Raw genomic sequence first — 18,946 nt, 5'->3', positions numbered from 1 at the left:
CCCGCACGCCCACCCACCAACACAAGATCAACAACTACCACCTGGATCCACCGACAAACCACATCGGTGGATCCAGGAAGAAGGGTAGTAAAGCTCCCTCGCTGCCTTACGGCTGTGGCTGGTGGGGCTGCCGTGGCCTGCGATGCCAGCGGGACACCTGGGATCGCGTGAACGCCGAGTTCCTGTCGCCAGACGTGATGAAGGTGGCCTTCACCTACCTGACGCGAACCCGCCACGCGGGCACACCTGCCACACCGGCACCGGCCAGCACACCCACCCCACCCGTCGCCACGAACGAGACAACACCCCCGCACCTCGCCGCCGGCAACGGCACCGTACTTGCGCGAGACGCAACCAGGCCGTCGCTGCCCACGACTTTGCCGGGACCCTGACGTGAGACCTAACGAAGGTGGCCTTCACGTGCTCTGGTGCCAGCGGGAGGTCAGGTGCCCAGCTCGTCGAGGCGCACCGGGCGGCGCTCCCGCCGGGACACCTCGCACGCCTCGGCGATCCGGAACGCCGCCAGCGCGTCGCCCACGGTGCACGGGCTGGGTACCCGGCCCGCGACGACCTCGGTGAAGACCTCCAGCTCCCGCACGTAGGAGGCGCGGAAGCGCTCCATGAACCCCGGGTACGCGGGCCCGGCAGGCCAGGCCACGCCCTCCACCGACGTCAGCGGCAACCGCTCGTCCAGCCCGACGGCGACGCTGCCCGCCGAGCCCAGCACGTCCAGCCGTACGTCGTAGCCCGCCGCGTTGTACCGGGTCAGCGACACCGTGGCCAGCGTGGCGTCGTCGAGCGTCAGCAGCACCGCGGCGGTGTCGACGTCGCCCGCGTCGGCGAAGAACGCCTCGCCCCGGTTGCTGCCGGTGGCGTAGACCTCGGTGACCTCCCGCCCGCTCACCCAGCGGATGATGTCGAAGTCGTGCACGCCGCAGTCGCGGAACAGCCCGCCCGAGGTCGGCACGTACTCGGCGGGCGGCGGGGCCGGGTCGAGCGTGGTGGCCCGCAGCGAGTGCAGCCAGCCCAGCTCCCCCGCGGTCACGGCCGCGCGCGCGGCGGTGTAGCCGGCGTCGAACCGCCGCTGGAACCCGATCTGCACCGGCACGTCGGCGCCGGCCACGTGGTCGACCACCGCGCGAGTGCCCGCGACGTCCCCGGCGACCGGCTTCTCGCAGAACACCGGCAGGCCCGCGTCGACGCCGCGGATGATCAGCTCGGGGTGCGCGTCGGTGGCGGCGGCGATCACCACGCCGTCCAGCCCGGCGGTGAACAGCTCGTCGATGCTCTCCACGGCCTCGACGCCCAGCTTCGCGGCCGCCGCGCGGGCGCGCTCGGGTGCCGCGTCGGCCACCACCACCGAGGACACCTCGGGCAGCTGCCGCAGGATCTCCGCGTGTGCCGTGCCGATGCGTCCGGTCCCGGCGAGTCCCAGCCTCATTGTCAGCCCTCCAGTTCAGGGGAATCGGTGGTCGCCCGCACCACGAGCGACGGGTGCAGCAGGTGGCGCACCGGCTCGGACCGGGCGCCGCGGACCCGTTCCAGCAGCGCCTCCACCGCGAGCCTGCCCATCTCCGAGCGGGGCTGGTCCACGGTGGTCAGCGAGACGTGCTTGAGCGCGGCCAGCGAGGTGTTGTCGTAGCCGACGACGGAGACGTCGCGCGGCACGCGCAGCCCGGCCTCCTCCAGCGCGGAGATGGCGCCGACGGCGTTGAAGTCGTTGCCCGCCAGCAACGCCGTGGGCAGCGCGTCCGGCGCGACGGTGGCCAGCAGCTCCCGCACGGCCTTCTCGCCCGCGACGTCGGTGTGCTCGCTGGGCAGCACCAGTTCCGGCAGGCCGTGCCGGCGCATGGCGGCCTTGTACCCCTTGCGCCGCGCTGCCGCGGTGGCCGCCCCGCCGCCGTCGAGGTGCGCGATCCGCCGGTGCCCGAGATCCACCAGATGGTCGACGGCCAGCGCGGCGCCTGCCTCGCCGTCGTCGTTCACCGTATCCACAGTGGACAGACGGGAGGTGCGTGACACCAGCACCACCGGGCACTGCGCGGCCGCCTTCTCGATGGCCGAGGCGGGCAGCACCGGCGACAGCAGCACCACACCGGCCGGCCGGAACGACAGCAGGCTGCGCAACGCGGACCGTTCCCTGGCCGGGCTGCGGCCACCGGAGTTGAGGATGATCTCGAAACCCTCCGCGCGGGCCGCCGCGTCCAGCCCTTCGACGACCTCGGCGAAGAACGCGTTGCGCAGGTCGGACACCATCACGCCGAGCACCGTCGAGGTCCGGCTGGCCAGCGAGCGCGCCATCACGTGTGGCGAGTAACCCAGCTCGGCCGCCGCGGCGAGCACCGCCTGCCTGCGGTGCTCGCTGACCTTCGGCGAGTTGCGCATGACCAGCGACACCAGCGCGCGGGACACCCCGGCCCTGGCCGCCACGTCCTCCATGGTCGGTCGCACGAGCTGTTGCCTTTCCACCCCTTGACACCCTCGTGACGGACGTTACAAGATTAGAGCGCTCTAATCAATAGAGCGCTCCAACGACCCACAGGGAGAGCCGATGACCGACATCCGCGTCGCCGCAGCCCCGATCTCCTGGGGGGTGTGCGAGGTTCCCGGCTGGGGCCGCGTGCTGGACGCGGACACCGTGCTCACCGAGATGGCCGACCTCGGCGTCCGGGCCACCGAACTGGGCCCGCCCGGTTACCTCCCGCGCGACCCCGGCGAACTGCGCGCCCTGCTGGACTCGCGCGGGCTGCGCCTGGTCGGCGGGTTCCTCGCCGTCGCGCTGCACACCGATCCCGCGGCCGCCGTCGCCGCCGCCGAGGACTCCGCCGCGTTGTTCGCCGCGTGCGGGGCCGACGTGCTGGTGCTGGCCGCCGCGACCGGGCTGGACGGCTACGACGAACGCCCCGCGTTGTCCGCCGAGCAGTGGCAGACCCTGGTCGCCACCGCCGGGCGGATCCGCGACGTCGCCGCCGCACACGGGTTGCGGACCGTGCTGCACCCGCACGTGGGCACGCACGTGGAGACCGAGGCGGAAGTGGAACGGTTCCTCGCCGACTCGGACCTGCCGCTGTGCCTGGACACCGGGCACCTGCTGATCGGCGGCACCGACCCGGTCGCGCTGGCCAGGCGCTACCCGGACCGGATCGGCCACGTGCACCTCAAGGACGTCCGCGCGGCGCTGGCGCAGCGGGTGCGGGCGGGCGAGATCGCGTACACCAAAGCCGTCGGCGAGGGGATCTACCCGCCACTCGGGGACGGCGACATCGACATCGAGGCCATGATCAGGTTCGTCCACGAGGCGGGCTACGACGGCTGGTACGTCCTGGAACAGGACACGGCACTGAGCGAGGACAGCTCCACCGACCTGCCGCGGAAGGACACCGCGCGTAGCCTCGCCCACCTCGATCGGATCGTCGGCCGGCTCGGCTGACGGCGAGAACCCCAGCGAGGAGAGACGATGAGGTCCTATCGCTCGAGACTGGCGGCGTGTGCCGCGGTGAGCGCGCTGGCGCTGGCCGCGTGCACCGGCCCCGCCGCGCAGGAAGGCCCGGCGGCAGGCCAGTCGGGCATCCCGGAGGACACCGGCCCGCTGCGGATCGCGGTGATCTCGCACGGCACGGCGGGCGACGCGTTCTGGAACGTGGTGAAGAACGGCGCCGAGGACGCCGGCCGCGACCTCGGCATCGAGGTCGAGTACAACGCCGACGGCGACCCGGGCAACCAGGCACGGCTGATCGACAACGCGGTCGCGCAGCGAGCGGGTGGCCTGGTCGTGTCGATGGCCAACCCGGAGGCGCTCAAGCCGTCGATCGAGAACGCGGTGCGGGCCGGGATCCCGGTCATCACCATCAACTCCGGCGAGGAGAACAGCGCGGCGTTCGGCGCCATCACCCACGTCGGGCAGAACGAGGGCATCGCCGGCGAGAACGCCGGGCGGCGTTTCAAGGAGTCCGGCAAGACCAAGCTGCTGTGCGTCATCCACGAGGCGGGCAACGTCGGGCAGAACCAGCGCTGCGAGGGCGCCAAGCGTGGCTTCGGGCAGACCCAGAACCTGCAGGTCGACATCAGCAACCCGACCGACGTGCAGGCCCGCATCCGCGGCGCGGTGCAGACCGACCCGTCGATCGACGCCGTGCTCACCCTGAACTCGCAGGTCGCCGCGAACGCGGTGGGCGCGATCGAGCAGGCCGGATCGACGGCGCAGGTGGCCACGTTCGACCTCAACACCGACGTGGTGAACGCGATCAAGGCGGGCGACGTGCTGTTCGCCGTCGACCAGCAGCAGTACGAGCAGGGTTACCTGCCGGTGCTGTTCCTCAAGCTGTACCGGGACAACGCCAACGTCGTCGGCGGCGGCAGGCCGGTGCTCACCGGTCCGGACTTCGTCGACAAATCCACTGTGGACAAGATCGGCCAGTACGTGGAGCGAGGTACGCGATGACAACGACCACCCTGGACGAACGGCTGTCCTCCCGCGGACTGCTCGACCGGCTGGTCGTGCGCCCCGAGGTCGGTGCCGCGCTCGGCGCGATCGTGGTGTTCGTCTTCTTCAGTATCGTCGCCGACCAGTTCCTGACCCCGGACGGTGTGGCGACCTGGCTGGACGACGCGTCCACGCTGGGCATCATGGCGGTCGCGGTGGCGCTGCTGATGATCGGCGGCGAGTTCGATCTGTCGGCCGGCGTGATGACGGCGTCGACGGCACTGGTCACCGCCATGCTGGCCACCCAGGCCGGGTGGAACGTCTGGCTGGCGCTCGCGGCATCGCTGGTGTTCGCGCTGGGTGTCGGCGCGTTCAACGGCTGGCTGGTCATGCGCACCGGCCTGCCCAGCTTCATCATCACGCTGGGCACGTTCCTCGCGTTGCAGGGTCTGAACCTGGGCATCACCCGGCTGGTCACCGACACCGTGCAGGTGTCGGGCATGCGGGCGGCCGACGGCTACGCCTCGGCCGGGTTCGTGTTCGCCTCCACCGTCGACATCGGCGGCACCCAGTTCCGGATCTCCATCGTGTGGTGGCTGGGCGCGGCGGCGCTGGCGGCGTGGCTGCTGGTGCGTACCCGGTTCGGCAACTGGATCTTCGCCGTCGGCGGCAACGCGCAGAGTTCCCGGGCGGTCGGCGTTCCACTGGTACGCACGAAGATCCTGCTGTTCATGACCACAGCGCTGGCGGGCTGGCTGGTCGGGTCGATCAACATCCTGCGGTTCGCCACCGTGCAGGCCAACCAGGGCGTCGGGCTGGAGCTGCAGTTCATCATCGCCGCGGTGGTGGGCGGCTGCCTGCTCACCGGCGGTTTCGGGTCGGCGATCGGCGCCGCGATCGGCGCGCTGATCTTCGGCATGGCCCGGCAGGGCATCGTGTTCGCCCGGTGGGACAACGACTGGTTCATGGCGTTCCTCGGCGTGATGCTGCTGGCCGCGGTCCTGGTGAACAACACGTTCCGGCGGCGCGCGGAAAGGGTCCGGCGATGAGCTCACTGATCGAGGTCGACGGCATCGGCAAGACCTACGGCAGCGTGATCGCGCTGCGCGATGTGTCCACAGTGGTCAACGCAGGCGAGGTCACCTGCGTGCTGGGTGACAACGGCGCGGGCAAGTCCACGCTGATCAAGATCCTGGCCGGGGTGCACCAGCACGACCGGGGCGAATTCCGGGTCGAGGGCGAGCCGGTGCGGTTCACCTCGCCGCGCGAGGCACTGGACCGCGGCATCGCCACGGTGTACCAGGACCTGGCGGTGGTGCCGCTGATGAGCGTGTGGCGCAACTTCTTCCTCGGCTCCGAGCCGACCGTCGGGTTCGGCCCGTTCCGGATGCTCGACCGCCGCAAGGGCAAGGAGACGACGAAGAAGGCCCTGGCGGACATGGGAATCGACCTGCGCGACGTCGAGCAGCCGGTGGGCACGCTGTCCGGCGGTGAGCGGCAGTGCGTCGCCATCGCCCGCGCGGTGCACTTCGGCGCGAAGGTGCTGATCCTGGACGAGCCGACGGCGGCGCTGGGCGTCAAGCAGGCCGGGGTGGTGCTGCGGTACGTGGCGCAGGCCCGCGACCGCGGTCTGGGCGTCGTGCTGATCACCCACAACCCGCATCATGCCTACCCGGTGGCCGACCGGTTCCTGCTGCTCAAGCGGGGCGCGCCGCTGGGCCACTACGAGAAGCCGGAGATCGACCTGCCGGAGCTGACCAGGCAGATGGCGGGCGGCGCCGAGCTGGAGGCGCTGGAACACGAGCTGCGATCCGTGGAGAACGGTTGATGGAACGGTTGCAAGTACTCACCGTCGGCCGGGTCGGGGTGGATCTCTACCCCGAGCAGAGCGGTGTGCCGCTGGCCGAGGTGTCGACGTTCGCCAAGTCGCTCGGCGGCACCGCGACCAACGTCGCGGTCGCCGCCGCGCGGCTCGGGCGGAGCACCGCGGTGCTGACGAAGGTGGGCCCGGACGGGTTCGGCGACTACGTGCGCTCGGCGCTGGCCGGGTTCGGCGTGTCGCCCGCCCACGTCGGCACGGCGGCCGGCCTGCAGACGCCGGTGGTGTTCTGCGCGCTGGACCCGCCGGCCGACCCGCCGCTGCTGTTCTACCGCTCCCCCATCGCGCCGGACCTGACGCTCACGCCGGACGACGTGCCGTGGGACGTGGTGGACAGCGTGCCGCTGCTGTGGGTCACCGGCACCGGGGTGTGCCGCGAACCCGCGCGGGCGACGCAGCGGGAGATCCTGCGCCGCCGGGGCCGGCGCGAGCACACCGTGCTGGACCTGGACTACCGGCCGATGTTCTGGCCGGACGTCGAGACCGCGCGGGCGGAGATCGGCTGGATGCTCGACCACGTGACGGTCGCCGTCGGCAACCGCGCCGAGGCGGAGGTGGCGGTCGGGACGTCCGATCCGGACGAGGCCGCCAAGCGGATGCTGGCCCGCGGCGTCCGGCTGGCCGTCATCAAGAAGGGCGCCGACGGCGTGCTGGTCGCCACCGCGGACGGCTCGTGGACGGTGCCGCCGCAACGGGTCGAGGTGGTGTGCGGGCTGGGCGCGGGCGACGGTTTCGGCGGCGCACTGGTGCACGGGCTGCTGTCCGGGTGGGACCCGGTGCGCACGGCCACCTACGCCAACGCGGCGGGCGCGCTGGTCGCGTCCCGGCTGGCCTGTGCCGACGCGATGCCCACGTCATCCGAGATCGAGGAGCTGCTGCCATGAGGCTCACCACCGCGCAGGCGCTGGTCCGCTGGCTGACCGTGCAACGTTCGTCCACTCTGGACGGACGCGAGGTGCCGCTGTTCCCGGCGGTGTGGGGGATCTTCGGCCACGGCAACGTTCTCGGGCTGGGCACGGCGCTGGCGGAGGTCCGCGAGGAACTGCCGGTGTGGCGCGGGCACACCGAGCAGGGCATGGCGCTGGCCGCGGCCGGTTACGCCAAGGCCACCCACCGGCGGCAGGTCGGTGTGGTGACCTCGTCGATCGGGCCGGGTGCGCTGAACATGGTCACCGGCGCCGGGGTGGCGCACGCCAACCGGCTGCCGGTGCTGCTGCTGCCCGGCGACACGTTCACCAGCCGCGCGCCGGATCCGGTGCTGCAGCAGGTGGAGCACTTCGGTGACCCGACCGCCACGGTCAACGACGCGTTCCGCGCGGTCAGCCGTTACTTCGACCGCGTCACCCGGCCCGAGCAGCTGGTGGCGACGCTGCCGCAGGTGGCCAGGGTGCTCACCGACCCGGCCGACTGCGGCCCGGTGACGCTGGCGCTGCCGCAGGACGTGCAGGCCGAGGTGTTCGACTTCCCGGATTCCCTGTTCGCGCCGGTCACCCACCACGTGCCCCGGCCACGGCCGGACACGCGCGAGCTGGACGCCGCGGCGGCGGCGCTGCGTTCGGCGCGGCGGCCGCTGCTGGTGCTCGGCGGCGGGGTGCGGTACTCCGGCGCGGGCGAGCGGGCGCTGGAGTTCGCCCGGCGGCACGGTATCCCGGTCACCGAGACCACTGCCGGGCGCACGCTGGTCCCGCACGACGACCCGCTGCACGCCGGGCCGCTGGGCGTGACCGGATCGTCGTCGGCCAACGTGCTGGCCGGTGCGGCCGACGTGGTACTCGCCGTCGGGACCCGGTTGCAGGACTTCACCACCGCGTCGTGGACGGTGTTCGGCGCGGACGTCCGGCTGGTGACGCTGAACGCGGCCCGGTTCGACGCGGTCAAGCACGGCGCGCTGGCCGTGACCGGTGACGCCCTGGAAGGCCTCGCCGAACTGGATCAGAGGCTGAGTGGCTGGACCACTGATCCAGTCTGGACGTCGAGGGCGGCCGCCGAGCGGGCCCGGTGGGACGCCCACGTGGACACCCTGCGGGCGCCGAGCGAGGTGGCGACGTACGCGCAGGTGGTCGGCGTGGTCAACGACGCGTCGGAGCCCGGCGACTACGTGATGACCGCGTCCGGCGGGCTGCCCGGCGAGCTGATCGGTGGCTGGCGCGGGACCGGGCAGGCGAGCATGGACGTCGAGTACGGCTTCTCCTGCATGGGGTACGAGGTCGCCGGGGCGTGGGGTGCGGCGATGGCGCACACCGGCGGGCTGGTCACCACGCTGCTCGGCGACGGGTCGTACCTGATGCTGAACTCCGAGCTGTACTCGGCGGCGTTCGCCGGGCACCCGTTCGTCGCCGTGGTGTGCGACAACGACGGCTACGCGGTGATTGCCCGGTTGCAGGAGGGGCAGGGCGGCGAGGCGTTCAACAACCTGTACCCGGACTGCCGCACGGTCCACGACAGCCCGCCGCGGGTGGACTTCGCCCGGCACGCCGAGTCGCTGGGCTGTGTGGTGTTCACCGCCGATGACGTCGACGGGCTGCGGGACGCCTACGCGAAGGCACGCGAGGCCGCGGTCGAGCGGCGGCGGCCGGCGGTCGTGGTGATCCGCACACATCCGGCGTCGTGGACCGAGGCCGGGGCGTGGTGGGAGGTCGGTGTGCCGGAGTACCTGTCCGGGCGCGCGGAGTACGACGAGGCCAAGTCAGGCCAGCTGCGGCACACGGCGTCCGTCGAGTAGCCGGACGACCTCGCGGACGGCGCTGCGGCCGGCGCGGTTGGCACCGACCGTGCTGGCCGACGGCCCGTAGCCGACCAGGTGCAGCCGCGGGTCGGCGACCACGCGGGTGCCGTCCATCCGGATGCCGCCGCCCGGCTCGCGCACGTGCAGTGGCGTCAGGTGGTCCAGCGAGGCGCGGAAGCCGGTGGCCCACAGGATGACGTCGGCGGGCTCGCGGGTGCCGTCGGCCCACACCACCGCGTCCGGTTCGATGTGGTCGAACATCGGCCTCCGGTCGAGGATCCCGGCGTCCATCCCGGCGCGGACCTCGGGGGTGAGTGCCAGGTCGGTGACGCTGACCACGCTGGCCGGTGGCCGTCCCGCGCGTACCGCCTCCTCCACCTTGGCCACGGCGGCGCGGCCCCATTCGTGGGTGAACGGCTCCTCGCGCCAGACCGGCGGGCGGCGGGTGACCCAGGTGGTCGCGGCGGCGACCGGCGCGATCTCCAGCAGCAGCTGGACCGCGGAGGTGCCGCCGCCGACCACCACGACCCGCCTGCCGCGGAACGGGCCGGTCCCGGTGTAGTCGGCGGTGTGCAGTTGCCGGCCGGCGAACGTCTCCTGGCCCGGGTAGTACGGCCAGAACGGTTTGTCCCAGGTGCCGGTGGCGTTGATCACGGCGGCGGCCGACCAGGATTCGGCGGCGCTGTCGACCAGCAGCCTGCCGTCGTCGTCGCTCACCGACAGGACGTCGACCGGGCGGTGCAGCGGCAGGTCGTAGGTCCGCTCGAAGCGGCCGAAGTACTCGGCGACCACCTCGGACGCCGGCTGCTCCGGATCGGCGCCCTCGAACGCCATTCCCGGCAGGTCGTAGAGGCCGTGGACCTTGCCCATGCGCAGTGACGGCCAGCGGTACTGCCACGCGCCGCCCGGTCCCTTGGCGTGGTCGAGCACCACGAAGCCGGTCTCGTTGGCGAAACCCGCACGCCGCAGGTGGTAGGCCGCCGACAGGCCCGCCTGCCCGGCCCCGATCACCACCACGTCAGTCCTGTGATCCGCCATGCCTGTGGCAACCGCCTACCGGGCGGGGGTATTCCCGGTCAGGCGGCCAGCCGGGCGGTGATCCAGTCGCGGGCGATCGCCCAGCCCGGGTGGTCCGGGTCGAGCAGGTCGAAGTGCCCGGCGCCCGGCACGATCTCCACCTCGGCGCCGGCGTAGGCGCGGCTGTAGGAGACGTCGAGCAGCACGTCGCTGTCGCCGTGCACGGCCAGCGCCGGCACGCCGGAGGCGGCCAGGTGCGCGGGGGACGTCCAGCCGTAGCGCTCGGGAACGTCGGCGTAGCGGCCGCCCAGCAGCAGGCTGACCATCCCGTCCTCGGCGGGCAGCCCGGCCAGCGTCTCGGGGCGGGCGGGCGCGGGCGCACCGGCGGGCAGCGTCGCGGTGGGGTCGGCCAGCTCGGCACCGAGCCGTGCCGCGTCCGCCGCGACGAGGTCGAGCGTCCCGGCGAGCGAGACCACGCCGACGGGCCGCACCCGAGGGCCAGAGCCCGGTGCCTCGGGCGGCAGGGTGGCGCGGTGGGCGGCCCAGACGGCCAGCTGCCCGCCCGAGGAGTGCCCGGCGAGCACGACGCGGCGCGGATCGAGGGCGGCGTCCATGCCGTCGACCGCGTCCACGGCCGCGGCCACGTCCTCGAACGTGCCCGGCCAGCCGCCGCCCGGCTCGCCGACGCGCCGGTACTCGGCGTTCCACACGGCCACACCGTGGGAGACCAGGTCGCCGGCCAGCTCGGTCAGCTGCCCGCGGTCGAACGCGGCGGCCCAGTGCCCGCCGTGCAGCAGCACGACAACCGGGAACGGCCCGGTGCCCGGCGGCAGGTACAGCTCGCCGGTCTGGGAGGGCGGCTGGCCGTAGTGAACGGTGCGGACAGTCGGCTCGACGATGGACACGAGCCGGACAGTACCGGCGGACGACCGCGCCGGGAAGCCGTTCCTCGACGCTCAGCGGCGCAGGGCGCGCACCACCGCCACGACGGCGAGCACGGCGGCGACCGCCACCAGGACCGGGCCGATCCGCCGGGCCACCGAGCCGCCCGCGACCTCCATCAGGTCGATCGCCGTGTCGGGCTCCGCGTCGCCGCGCTCCGGCGGAGCGGTAACCTCCGGGGCCGGCTCATCCGGCTCGGGGGCGAGCTTGCCGGCCAGGCACTCGGCGAAGCTGTCCAGGATCTTGCCGCCCACCTCCCCGATCAGCCCGCGGCCGAACTGCGCCGGTTTGCCGGTGACGTTGAGATCGGTCGCCACCGACGCGGTGGTGCCCTCGCCGGTGCCGGTCAGCGTGACCGTGACCGTGGCCGCCGCGGTACCCGCTCCCCTCGCGTCCTTGCCGGACGCCTTGATCACCACCTTCCTGGCCTGCTCGTCGGTCTCGACGAACTCACCGGAACCCTTGTACAGCAACGAGACAGGCCCGAGCTTGACCTTCACCGTGCCGCGGAAGGACTGTCCGTCGACCTCGGTCAGGGTGGCCCCTGGCATGCACGGGGCCACCCGTTCCGGGTCGAGCAGCGCCTGCCACACCCGCTCCGGCGGGGCGGGAACGCTGAACTCGTGTTCGAGCCGCATTGTCTTCTGCCCTCTCTTCGTTCGGGCGGGTCGGGCCCTTTCAGCCGGCGTCTTCCCTCCTCGCCGTCGGCCGCGGAGCGGCCTTTGGGCTCGTCAGTCCAGACGCCGGCGGGCCCGACCGGTACGTGGTTCGGGTCACCCCGCCATCGCGGCGAGCACGGCACGGCCGGTCAGCACCTTCGCCAGGTGCCTGCGGTAGTCGGCGTCGGCGTTGCCGTCGGTCGGCGGGCTGGTGCCCTCGGCGGCGTGCTCGGCCGCGGCCCGCACCGCCTCGGCGGTGGCCGGCCGCCCGACCAGCGCCTCCTCCACGGCCCGTGCCCGCACCGGGACCGACGCCATGTTGGTCAGCCCGACCCTGGCCTCGGCGATGTTGCCGCCGTCGGCACGCACCGCCGCCGCCACGGCCACCATCGACCAGGCCTGCGCGACCCGGTTGAACTTCTCGTAGTGCGCCCGCCAGCCGGTGTGCTTGGGCACCCGGACGGCGACCAGGATCTCGCCGGCGTCCATGGCCGTGGTGAACAGGTCGGTGAAGAACTCCGACGCCGGCACCGTGCGCCGCCCGTCCGGGCCGGCGACGACCATCTCCGCGTCCAGCGCCAGTGCCGGGGCGAGCAGGTCGCCCGCCGGGTCGGCGTGGGCCAGCGAACCGCCGAACGTGCCGCGGTGGCGGACCTGCGGGTCGGCCACCGTGTCGGTCGCCCTGGCCAGCAGTGCCGCGTGCTCGGCGACCAGCGGGTCGCGCTGCACCTCGTAGTGCGTGGTCATCGCGCCGATGACCAGCGCGTCGCCGTCCTCGCTCACGCCGCGCAGTTCGGAGATCCTGCCCAGGTCGACCACCGTGGACGGGGCGGCCAGCCGCATCCGCAGCACCGGCAGCAGGCTCTGGCCGCCTGCCAGGAGCTTGGCGTCCTCACCGGCCTCGGCGAGCGCGCGGACCGCTTCGTCCACTGTGGAGGGAGCTACGTAGTCGAACGCCGCGGGGATCACCGGGCACCTCCAGAAGCGTCGATCGAGCCCAGCCCGCCGCCGGGCTCGCCGCCGAGCCCGCCCGCGGCGGACTCACCGGTGTGGATGGCCCGCCACACCCGCATCGGGGTGCACGGCATCTCGATGTCGGACACACCGAGGTGCCGCACGGCGTCGATGATCGCGTTCACCACGGCCGGGGTGGACGCGATGGTGCCCGCCTCGCCGACGCCCTTGGCGCCCAGCGGGTTGGTCGTCGACGGCGTCTCGGTGCGGTCGGTGGTGAACTCGGGCAGGTCGGCCGCCGACGGCACCAGGTAGTCGGCGAGCGTGCCGGTGGTCAGGGTGCCGTACTCGTCGTGCACGGCCTCCTCGAACAGCGCCTGCGCGATGCCCTGCGCCAGCCCGCCGTGTACCTGGCCCTCGACGATCAGCGGGTTGATCACCGTGCCGATGTCGTCGACGCACACGTAGGACCGCAGCCGCACCCGGCCGGTCTCGGTGTCGACCTCGGCCGCGCACAGGTGGGTGCCGTGCGGGAAGGAGAAGTTCTCCGGGTCGAAGGTGGCCTCCGAGTCCAGCGACGGTTCCACCCCGTCGGGCAGGTCGTGTGCGGCGAACACCGCCAGCGCGATGTCCTGGATGGTCGGCGCCGACTCGCTCGGTGCCACCCCGCGTACGCCGAACCGGCCCGCCGTGAACTCCACGTCGGACTCCGCGCACTCCAGCATGTGCGCGGCGATCGGCTTGGCCTTGGCGATCACCTTCTCCGCGGCCTTGACCGCGGCGATCGCGCCGACGGTCAGCGACCGCGACCCGTAGGTGTCCATGCCCTTCGGCGAGGACTGGGTGTCGCCGTGGATGACCTCGACGTCCTCGAACGGCACGCCGAGCTGGTCGGCGATGATCTGGCTCCAGGCCGTCTCGTGTCCCTGGCCGTGTGGCGAGGAACCGGTGACCAGCTCGACCTTGCCCGTGGGCAGCATGCGGATGGCCGCGTGCTCCCATCCGCCCGCGCCGTAGGACAGCGAGCCGAGCACCCGTGACGGCGCCAGGCCGCACATCTCGGTGAACGTCGAGATGCCGATGCCCAGCTGCACCGGGTCGTTGTTCTCCCGCCGCTGCCGCTGTTCCCGGCGCAGGTCGTCGTAGCCGAAGAGGTTCTTGGCCTTCTCGGTCGCCGCCTCGTAGTTGCCGGTGTCGTAGGTCAGGCCCGCGACCGTGGTGTAGGGGAACTCGTCGTGCCTGATCCAGTTCCGCTGGCGTACCTCCATCGGCTCAACGCCGACCTCGGCGGCCAGCTCGTCCATCATCCGCTCGATGGCGAAGGTGGCCTCCGGACGGCCCGCGCCGCGGTAGGCGTCGGTGGGCACCTTGTTGGTGAACACGTTCGTGCACGCGAAGTGGTAGGCCGGGATCTTGTAGATGGCGTTGAACATGAACGCGCCGAGGATCGGCACGCCGGGGCTGACCAGCCGCAGGTAGGCGCCCATGTCGGCGAGCAGCTCGACCTTCAGCGCGGTGATCGTGCCGTCCCGCCGGGCACCCATCGTCAGCCGCTGCACCTGGTCGCGGCCGTGGTGGGCGGACTGCAGCGACTCCGAGCGCGACTCGGTGTACTTCACCGGCCTGCCCAGCCTGCGGGCCACCAGGAAGGTGAACACCTCCTCGGGGGTGACCTGCAGCTTGCCGCCGAAGCCGCCGCCGACGTCGGGTGCGATGACCCGCACCTTGTGCTCCGGCACGCCCAGCGTCATCGCCAGCATGAGCCGCAGGATGTGCGGCACCTGCGTGGCCGACCACATGGTGACCTGCTCCCCGGTCGGGTCGACCATGACCGAGCGGGGTTCCATGAACGCCGGGATCAGCCGCTGCTGGCGGAACGTGCGGCGCACGACCACCTCGGCGTCGGCGAGGGCCTGCTCGACGTCACCGCCGGTGCCCGCCTCGGCGGAGTCGAAGATCCAGATGGCGCTGCGGTTGGTGCCCAGGCCGGGGTGGACGAGGTCGCCGCCGTCCTCGGCGGCGCGCTCCAGGTCGAGCACCACCGGCAGGTCCTCGTAGTCCACGTCGATGAACTCGAGCGCGTCGTGTGCCTCGTAGCTGCTGCGGGCGACCACGACGGCGACGGCCTCACCGGCGAAGTTGACCTGGTCGACGGCCAGCGCCGGCGCGTCGGGGGCCTTCTGGTCCTCGGTGATCGGCCAGGCACACGGCAGGCTGCCCTGTTCCTCGGCGAAGTCCGCTCCGGTGTAGACGGCCACGACGCCCGGCTGCCGCCTGGCCTCGCCGACGTCGATGCGGGTGATCTTCGCGTGGGCCACCGGGCTGCGCAGGACGGCCAGGTACTGCAGGCCGGGCAGGGTGAGGTTGTCGGTCCACCGGGTGCGGCCGGTGATCAGCCTGGCGTCCTCCTTGCGCAGACGGGCCTTGCCGATCTCCGGTGTGGGTTCGGCGGTGGCGGTCATCTATTCGCCACCTCCCCCGACCTGACTGGCGGCGCGGGCGCGAGCGGTTTCGGCGACCTCGTCGTCGACACGCTCGGCCTCCGGCCCCTCACCGGGGCGCATGTGGTGCGCGGCGTCGCGGACCGCGCGGACGATGTTCTGGTAGCCGGTGCAGCGGCAGAGGTTGCCCTCCAGGCCCTCGCGGACGGCCTTCTCGTCCGGGTCGGGGTTGTCGGCCAGCAGGTCGAGCGCCTGCATGATCATCCCGGGCGTGCAGAAGCCGCACTGCAGGGCGTGGTTGTCGTGGAAGGCTCGCTGCACGGGGTGCAGTTCGCCGTCGCGGGCCAGGCCCTCGACCGTGGTGATCTCGCAGCCGTCGGCCTGGACCGCCAGCACCGAGCAGGACTTCACGCTGTGCCCGTCCAGGTGAACGGTGCAGGCACCGCAGTTGCTGGTGTCGCAGCCGACGACCGTGCCCACCTTGCCAAGGCGTTCACGGAGGTGGTGCACCAGCAGCGTGCGCGGTTCGACCTCGTCGGTGTAGCTGGTTCCGTCGACGGTGACAGTGATGCGCATCGAGCCTCCAGTGGTGGGCGGCAGTGATCGGGCTCACAGGCGAGCGTCTCTCTTCCCACCGACAGCTGCAACCCCCAGTCAGGCGACTGGGCCACCGGGCCCGCAGATGCGTGCGAACGGGCAGGTCGTCAACCGTGGATGCGGCCGTCCAGGTCCGCGAGACGACGTCCTTTGCCGCCCCAGCGCAGGGCGATGATCTCCGCGGCGATCGACACCGCGGTCTCCTCCGGGGTGCGCGCGCCGAGGTCCAGCCCGATCGGCGAGGACAGCCGGGACAGCTCGGCCTCGCCGAGTCCGGCCTCGCGCAGCCTGGCCATGCGGTCCAGGTGGGTCCGCCGCGAACCCATGGCGCCGACGTAGCCCACGTCCAGCCGCAGCGCCACCTCGAGCACGGGCACGTCGAACTTCGGGTCGTGGGTGAGCACCGCGACGACGGTGCGCTGGTCGACGCGGCCGGCCTCGGCCTCGGCCGTCAGGTAGCGGTGCGGCCAGTCGACCACGACCTCGTCGGCCTGCGGGAACCGGCTCGCGGTGGCGAACACCGGCCGGGCGTCGCAGACGGTGACCCGGTAGCCGAGGTAGGCGCCCAGCTCGGCCATCGCGGCGGCGAAGTCGATGGCGCCGAACACCAGCATCCGCGGCGGCGGTTCGAAGGAGTTGACGAACACCGCCATGCCCTCGCCGCGCCGCTGGCCGTCCGGGCCGTAGTGCAGGGTGCCGGTGCGCCCGCTGGCCAGCAGCCCGCGTGCGTCGTCGGCGACCGCGTCGTCGGCCCTCGCCGACCCGAGCGTGCCGGCGGTGCGCTCCGGCCAGACCACCAGCCTGCGGCCCAGCCGGTCCGCGTCGGGGTGCTCGACCACGGTCGCCACCGCGACCGGCTGTCCGTTGTGGACGGAGTCGGTGATCTCGCCCAGTTGCGGCAGGCTCTCCCGGTCGACGCGCTCGACGTAGACGTCGATGATGCCGCCGCAGGTGAGCCCGACGGCGAAGGCGTCGTCGTCGCTGACCCCGTAGCGCTGCAGGACCGGCACACCGTCGGCGCGGACCTGCTGGGCCAGTTCGTACACCGCGCCCTCGACGCAGCCGCCGGAGACACTGCCGGTCACCGTGCCGTCGGCGCCGACCAGCATGGCCGCGCCCGGCGCGCGGGGCGCGGAGGAGAACGTGGCCACCACGGTGCCCAGGCCCACGGTCTCGCCGCCGGCCCAGCGGCGGTGCAGCTCGTCGAGTACGTCACGCATCGGCCATCTCCAGCAGGAATCGTCGCAGGGTGGCCAGGCTGTGCCCGGCCAGCATCCGGTCGACGTGCGGCAGGGCCGCCACGATGCCGGACTGCACGGGAGCGTAACCCTCGCGGCCCGCGTGCGGATTGACCCAGAACACGCGGTGCGCGAGCCGGCGGGCTCTGGCGACCTGCTCGCCGAGCAGCGCGGCGTCGCCGCGTTCCCAGCCGTCGGAGAAGATCGCGAGGACGGCCCGCCGTGCCGTACCGCGTTGTCCCCAGCGGTCGAGGAACGCCTTGAGGGTCTCGCCGAGCCGGGTGCCGCCCGCGTAGTCGGGGACGGCGCGGCCCGCGGCGAGCACGGCCAGTTCGGGGTCGCGCTGCCGCAGTTGCCGGGTGACGCGGGTCAGCCGGGTGCCCAGGGTGAAGACCTCGACCGTGCGCGGCGCGGCGCGGGTGACGACGTGGGCGAACCGCAGCAGCGCGTCGGCGTAGGGATTCATCGAGCCGGAGACGTCGATCAGCAGCACCACCCGGCGTGGCCGTCGCGCTCGGGCGCGGTGGGCGGGCGGGGCCGGTTCGCCGCCGGTCGCGAGCAGCGCGCGCAGGGTGCGGGCCGGGTCCAGCGGGCCGCGGCGGGCCGGCCGGTGCCGGGTGGAGCGGCGCAGCGGCGGCGCGGGGCGCAGGGTGGCGAGCAGTTCGCGGAGGTGGTCGCGTTCGGCGGCGGTCAGGGCCGCCAGGTCGCGGTGCCGCAGGACCTCGGCGTCGGAGGCGGCGACGGTGACCGGCTCCGCCTCCCGGGTGGCCGTGCCGCCGCCGTCGGCCAGCGGCGCGATGCGGGTACGCCGCGGCGTTGCCCGGCGCCGCGGCGCCACCGGCGGCGGGGTGTCGCCGAACCAGGCGGCGAACGCCCGGTCGTAGCGGGGCAGGTCGTCCGGGTCGGCGCAGAGGGTGAGCCTGCCCGCCCAGTACAGCCTGCCGCGGTCGCCGGCGCCGAGCTGCTCGCACGCGGCGAGGTAGGCCTGGACGCGACGCTGGTCGCAGGGCAGGCCGGCCTCTCGCAGGGCGGTGGTGAAGCCGAGCAGCCCGGGCAGCGGGTCCATGCCTTCCATCATGCCCGGACCTCGGCGGCGACACCGGCCACGACGACCGCCGCACCGGCGAGGACGAGCGGGTGGAACGGCTCGCCGAGCACGAGAACCCCGATCAGGTAGGCCACGACCGGGACGGCGTAGGCGTAGGTGCTGACCAGCGACACCGGCTGCGTCGCCAGCAACCGGTTGTACAGCAGGAATCCGGCCAGCGAGTCGACGAGTACCAGGTGGGCGGCGGCCAGCCAGGACGCCGTGCTGACCGACGCCGGGTCGACCCGCTCCCCCACCAGCAGGCCGAGGGCGAGCAGCAGCGCGCCGCCGGTGGCCAGCTGCAGGGCGGTGGCCGGCCGGGTGCGGGCCGCCTGGACGGTCCCGGCGGCCCACAGCACCGACGCGGCGATCACCAGCAGTGCCCAGGGTGTCCAGCCACCGCCGCTGTGCGACCCCACCAGCACCACGACGACGCCGGCGAACCCGGTGAGTGTCCGCAGGATCGCCGCGCGGGTGGGCCGGTCGCCGGTGACCGCGCGCAGCAGCGTGATCCACAGCGGCACGGCGGCGACGAGGATCGCCGCCGTGCTGGCGGGAACGTTCCGCTGGGCCACGGCGACCGCGCCCTGCGCGCCGAGAAGGCAGCACCCGGTGCGCGCCGAGGCGAGGACCGTGCGCCGGTCCAGCGCGGGCCTGCGCACCGCGGCCAGCGTCAGCCCGGCGGCCAGCAGCGGGGGCAGGGTCTCGACCATGACCCGCATCGCCGGGAACGACGATCCCCAGCACAACCACAATCCGGCCAGTGCGAACGGGACGTCACGCTGGCCCAGGTACGGGCGTTGCTCGCGGTGGGCGAGCACGGCGGGTTCACCCGGGCCGCCGGCGCGCTCGGCCTGACCCAGTCCGGTTCTTCGCAATCGAAGGTGTAGGTAGCAGCGCTGGTGCGCGTGCCTGGTTGTCAGGAAGGGGCGAGCGCTGAAGGTGTCCTGGAGGCCGTTGAACCGGACGTGGCCGGGGCCGTGT

General features: G+C 73.0%; 18 protein-coding genes. 7 read left to right on the top strand and 11 right to left on the bottom strand.

Annotated elements, in window-relative coordinates; all coding sequences use genetic code 11:
* Positions 1-392 (top strand): hypothetical protein (locus tag EWH70_RS35985; protein ID WP_205669297.1); only part of this gene is annotated, 392 nt, incomplete at its 5' end.
* Positions 393-442: 50 nt separating this feature from the next.
* Here EWH70_RS35985 and EWH70_RS28895 read toward each other — a convergent pair.
* Both EWH70_RS28895 and EWH70_RS28890 read right to left on the bottom strand, forming a co-directional pair.
* On the bottom strand, positions 443-1,441 hold the full coding sequence (locus EWH70_RS28895; protein WP_130478681.1) for a Gfo/Idh/MocA family protein: 999 nt from the start codon (positions 1,439-1,441) through the stop codon (positions 443-445).
* Between the two features lie 2 nt (positions 1,442-1,443).
* A complete protein-coding gene (locus EWH70_RS28890; protein WP_130478713.1) occupies positions 1,444-2,439 on the bottom strand; it encodes a LacI family DNA-binding transcriptional regulator in 996 nt (331 codons plus the stop codon).
* A gap of 112 nt (positions 2,440-2,551) precedes the next feature.
* Here EWH70_RS28890 and EWH70_RS28885 point away from each other — a divergent pair, with 112 nt between their 5' ends.
* The 6 genes from EWH70_RS28885 to iolD are packed head-to-tail and all read left to right on the top strand — an operon-like array spanning position 2,552 to position 9,024.
* Positions 2,552-3,430: a TIM barrel protein gene (locus EWH70_RS28885; protein ID WP_130478680.1), complete on the top strand. Its 879-nt coding sequence runs from the start codon at positions 2,552-2,554 to the stop codon at positions 3,428-3,430.
* Positions 3,431-3,457: 27 nt separating this feature from the next.
* A complete protein-coding gene (locus EWH70_RS28880) occupies positions 3,458-4,441 on the top strand; it encodes a sugar ABC transporter substrate-binding protein (RefSeq protein WP_130478679.1) in 984 nt (327 codons plus the stop codon).
* Positions 4,438-5,472 (top strand): ABC transporter permease, encoded by a 1,035-nt coding sequence (locus tag EWH70_RS28875; RefSeq protein WP_130478678.1) that lies wholly within the window; start codon positions 4,438-4,440, stop codon positions 5,470-5,472. Before EWH70_RS28880 ends, EWH70_RS28875 begins: the two co-directional genes overlap by 4 nt.
* Positions 5,469-6,251: an ATP-binding cassette domain-containing protein gene (locus tag EWH70_RS28870; RefSeq protein WP_130478677.1), complete on the top strand. Its 783-nt coding sequence runs from the start codon at positions 5,469-5,471 to the stop codon at positions 6,249-6,251. The genes EWH70_RS28875 and EWH70_RS28870 overlap by 4 nt, the downstream gene beginning before the upstream one ends.
* Positions 6,251-7,186 carry a 5-dehydro-2-deoxygluconokinase gene (gene iolC, locus EWH70_RS28865; protein WP_130478676.1) on the top strand — a complete coding sequence of 312 codons (936 nt, stop codon included), beginning with the start codon at positions 6,251-6,253 and terminating at the stop codon, positions 7,184-7,186. Before EWH70_RS28870 ends, iolC begins: the two co-directional genes overlap by 1 nt.
* Positions 7,183-9,024 carry a 3D-(3,5/4)-trihydroxycyclohexane-1,2-dione acylhydrolase (decyclizing) gene (iolD, locus tag EWH70_RS28860; protein ID WP_130478675.1) on the top strand — a complete coding sequence of 614 codons (1,842 nt, stop codon included), beginning with the start codon at positions 7,183-7,185 and terminating at the stop codon, positions 9,022-9,024. Before iolC ends, iolD begins: the two co-directional genes overlap by 4 nt.
* Here the strand turns inward: iolD and EWH70_RS28855 are convergent.
* The 9 genes from EWH70_RS28855 to EWH70_RS28815 all read right to left on the bottom strand — a co-directional run bounded on the left by EWH70_RS28855 (position 8,989) and on the right by EWH70_RS28815 (position 18,840).
* Positions 8,989-10,065 carry an NAD(P)-binding domain-containing protein gene (locus EWH70_RS28855; protein WP_130478674.1) on the bottom strand — a complete coding sequence of 359 codons (1,077 nt, stop codon included), beginning with the start codon at positions 10,063-10,065 and terminating at the stop codon, positions 8,989-8,991. The two genes, iolD and EWH70_RS28855, sit on opposite strands and share 36 nt — an antisense overlap.
* A 38-nt stretch (positions 10,066-10,103) precedes the next feature.
* Positions 10,104-10,949: an alpha/beta hydrolase family protein gene (locus EWH70_RS28850; protein WP_130478673.1), complete on the bottom strand. Its 846-nt coding sequence runs from the start codon at positions 10,947-10,949 to the stop codon at positions 10,104-10,106.
* Between the two features lie 51 nt (positions 10,950-11,000).
* A complete protein-coding gene (locus EWH70_RS28845) occupies positions 11,001-11,624 on the bottom strand; it encodes an SRPBCC family protein (protein WP_130478672.1) in 624 nt (207 codons plus the stop codon).
* A gap of 135 nt (positions 11,625-11,759) precedes the next feature.
* On the bottom strand, positions 11,760-12,614 hold the full coding sequence (locus EWH70_RS28840) for an FAD binding domain-containing protein (protein ID WP_130478671.1): 855 nt from the start codon (positions 12,612-12,614) through the stop codon (positions 11,760-11,762).
* Positions 12,611-15,061, bottom strand: a complete 2,451-nt coding sequence (locus EWH70_RS28835; RefSeq protein ID WP_130478670.1) for a xanthine dehydrogenase family protein molybdopterin-binding subunit — start codon at positions 15,059-15,061, stop codon at positions 12,611-12,613. Before EWH70_RS28835 ends, EWH70_RS28840 begins: the two co-directional genes overlap by 4 nt.
* Complete coding sequence (locus EWH70_RS28830) at positions 15,062-15,616, bottom strand: (2Fe-2S)-binding protein (protein WP_130478669.1); 555 nt, start codon at positions 15,614-15,616, stop codon at positions 15,062-15,064. It abuts the gene before it with no gap.
* Positions 15,617-15,744: 128 nt separating this feature from the next.
* Positions 15,745-16,857 carry an XdhC family protein gene (locus EWH70_RS28825; RefSeq protein ID WP_130478668.1) on the bottom strand — a complete coding sequence of 371 codons (1,113 nt, stop codon included), beginning with the start codon at positions 16,855-16,857 and terminating at the stop codon, positions 15,745-15,747.
* The gene (locus EWH70_RS28820) at positions 16,850-17,953 is read right to left on the bottom strand and encodes a vWA domain-containing protein (RefSeq protein WP_420809104.1); all 1,104 of its coding nucleotides are present in this window, start codon (positions 17,951-17,953) and stop codon (positions 16,850-16,852) included. The genes EWH70_RS28825 and EWH70_RS28820 overlap by 8 nt, the downstream gene beginning before the upstream one ends.
* Positions 17,950-18,840 carry an EamA family transporter gene (locus EWH70_RS28815; RefSeq protein WP_240687288.1) on the bottom strand — a complete coding sequence of 297 codons (891 nt, stop codon included), beginning with the start codon at positions 18,838-18,840 and terminating at the stop codon, positions 17,950-17,952. Before EWH70_RS28815 ends, EWH70_RS28820 begins: the two co-directional genes overlap by 4 nt.
* Positions 18,841-18,946: the final 106 nt, after the last annotated feature.

Origin of the sequence: Amycolatopsis suaedae (genome assembly GCF_004214935.1) — a bacterium.
GTDB classification, from domain to species: Bacteria; Actinomycetota; Actinomycetes; order Mycobacteriales; family Pseudonocardiaceae; genus Amycolatopsis; species Amycolatopsis suaedae.
The sequence above is the reverse complement of the archived record's forward strand: the minus strand, read 5'-3'. Positions and strand labels throughout refer to the sequence as shown.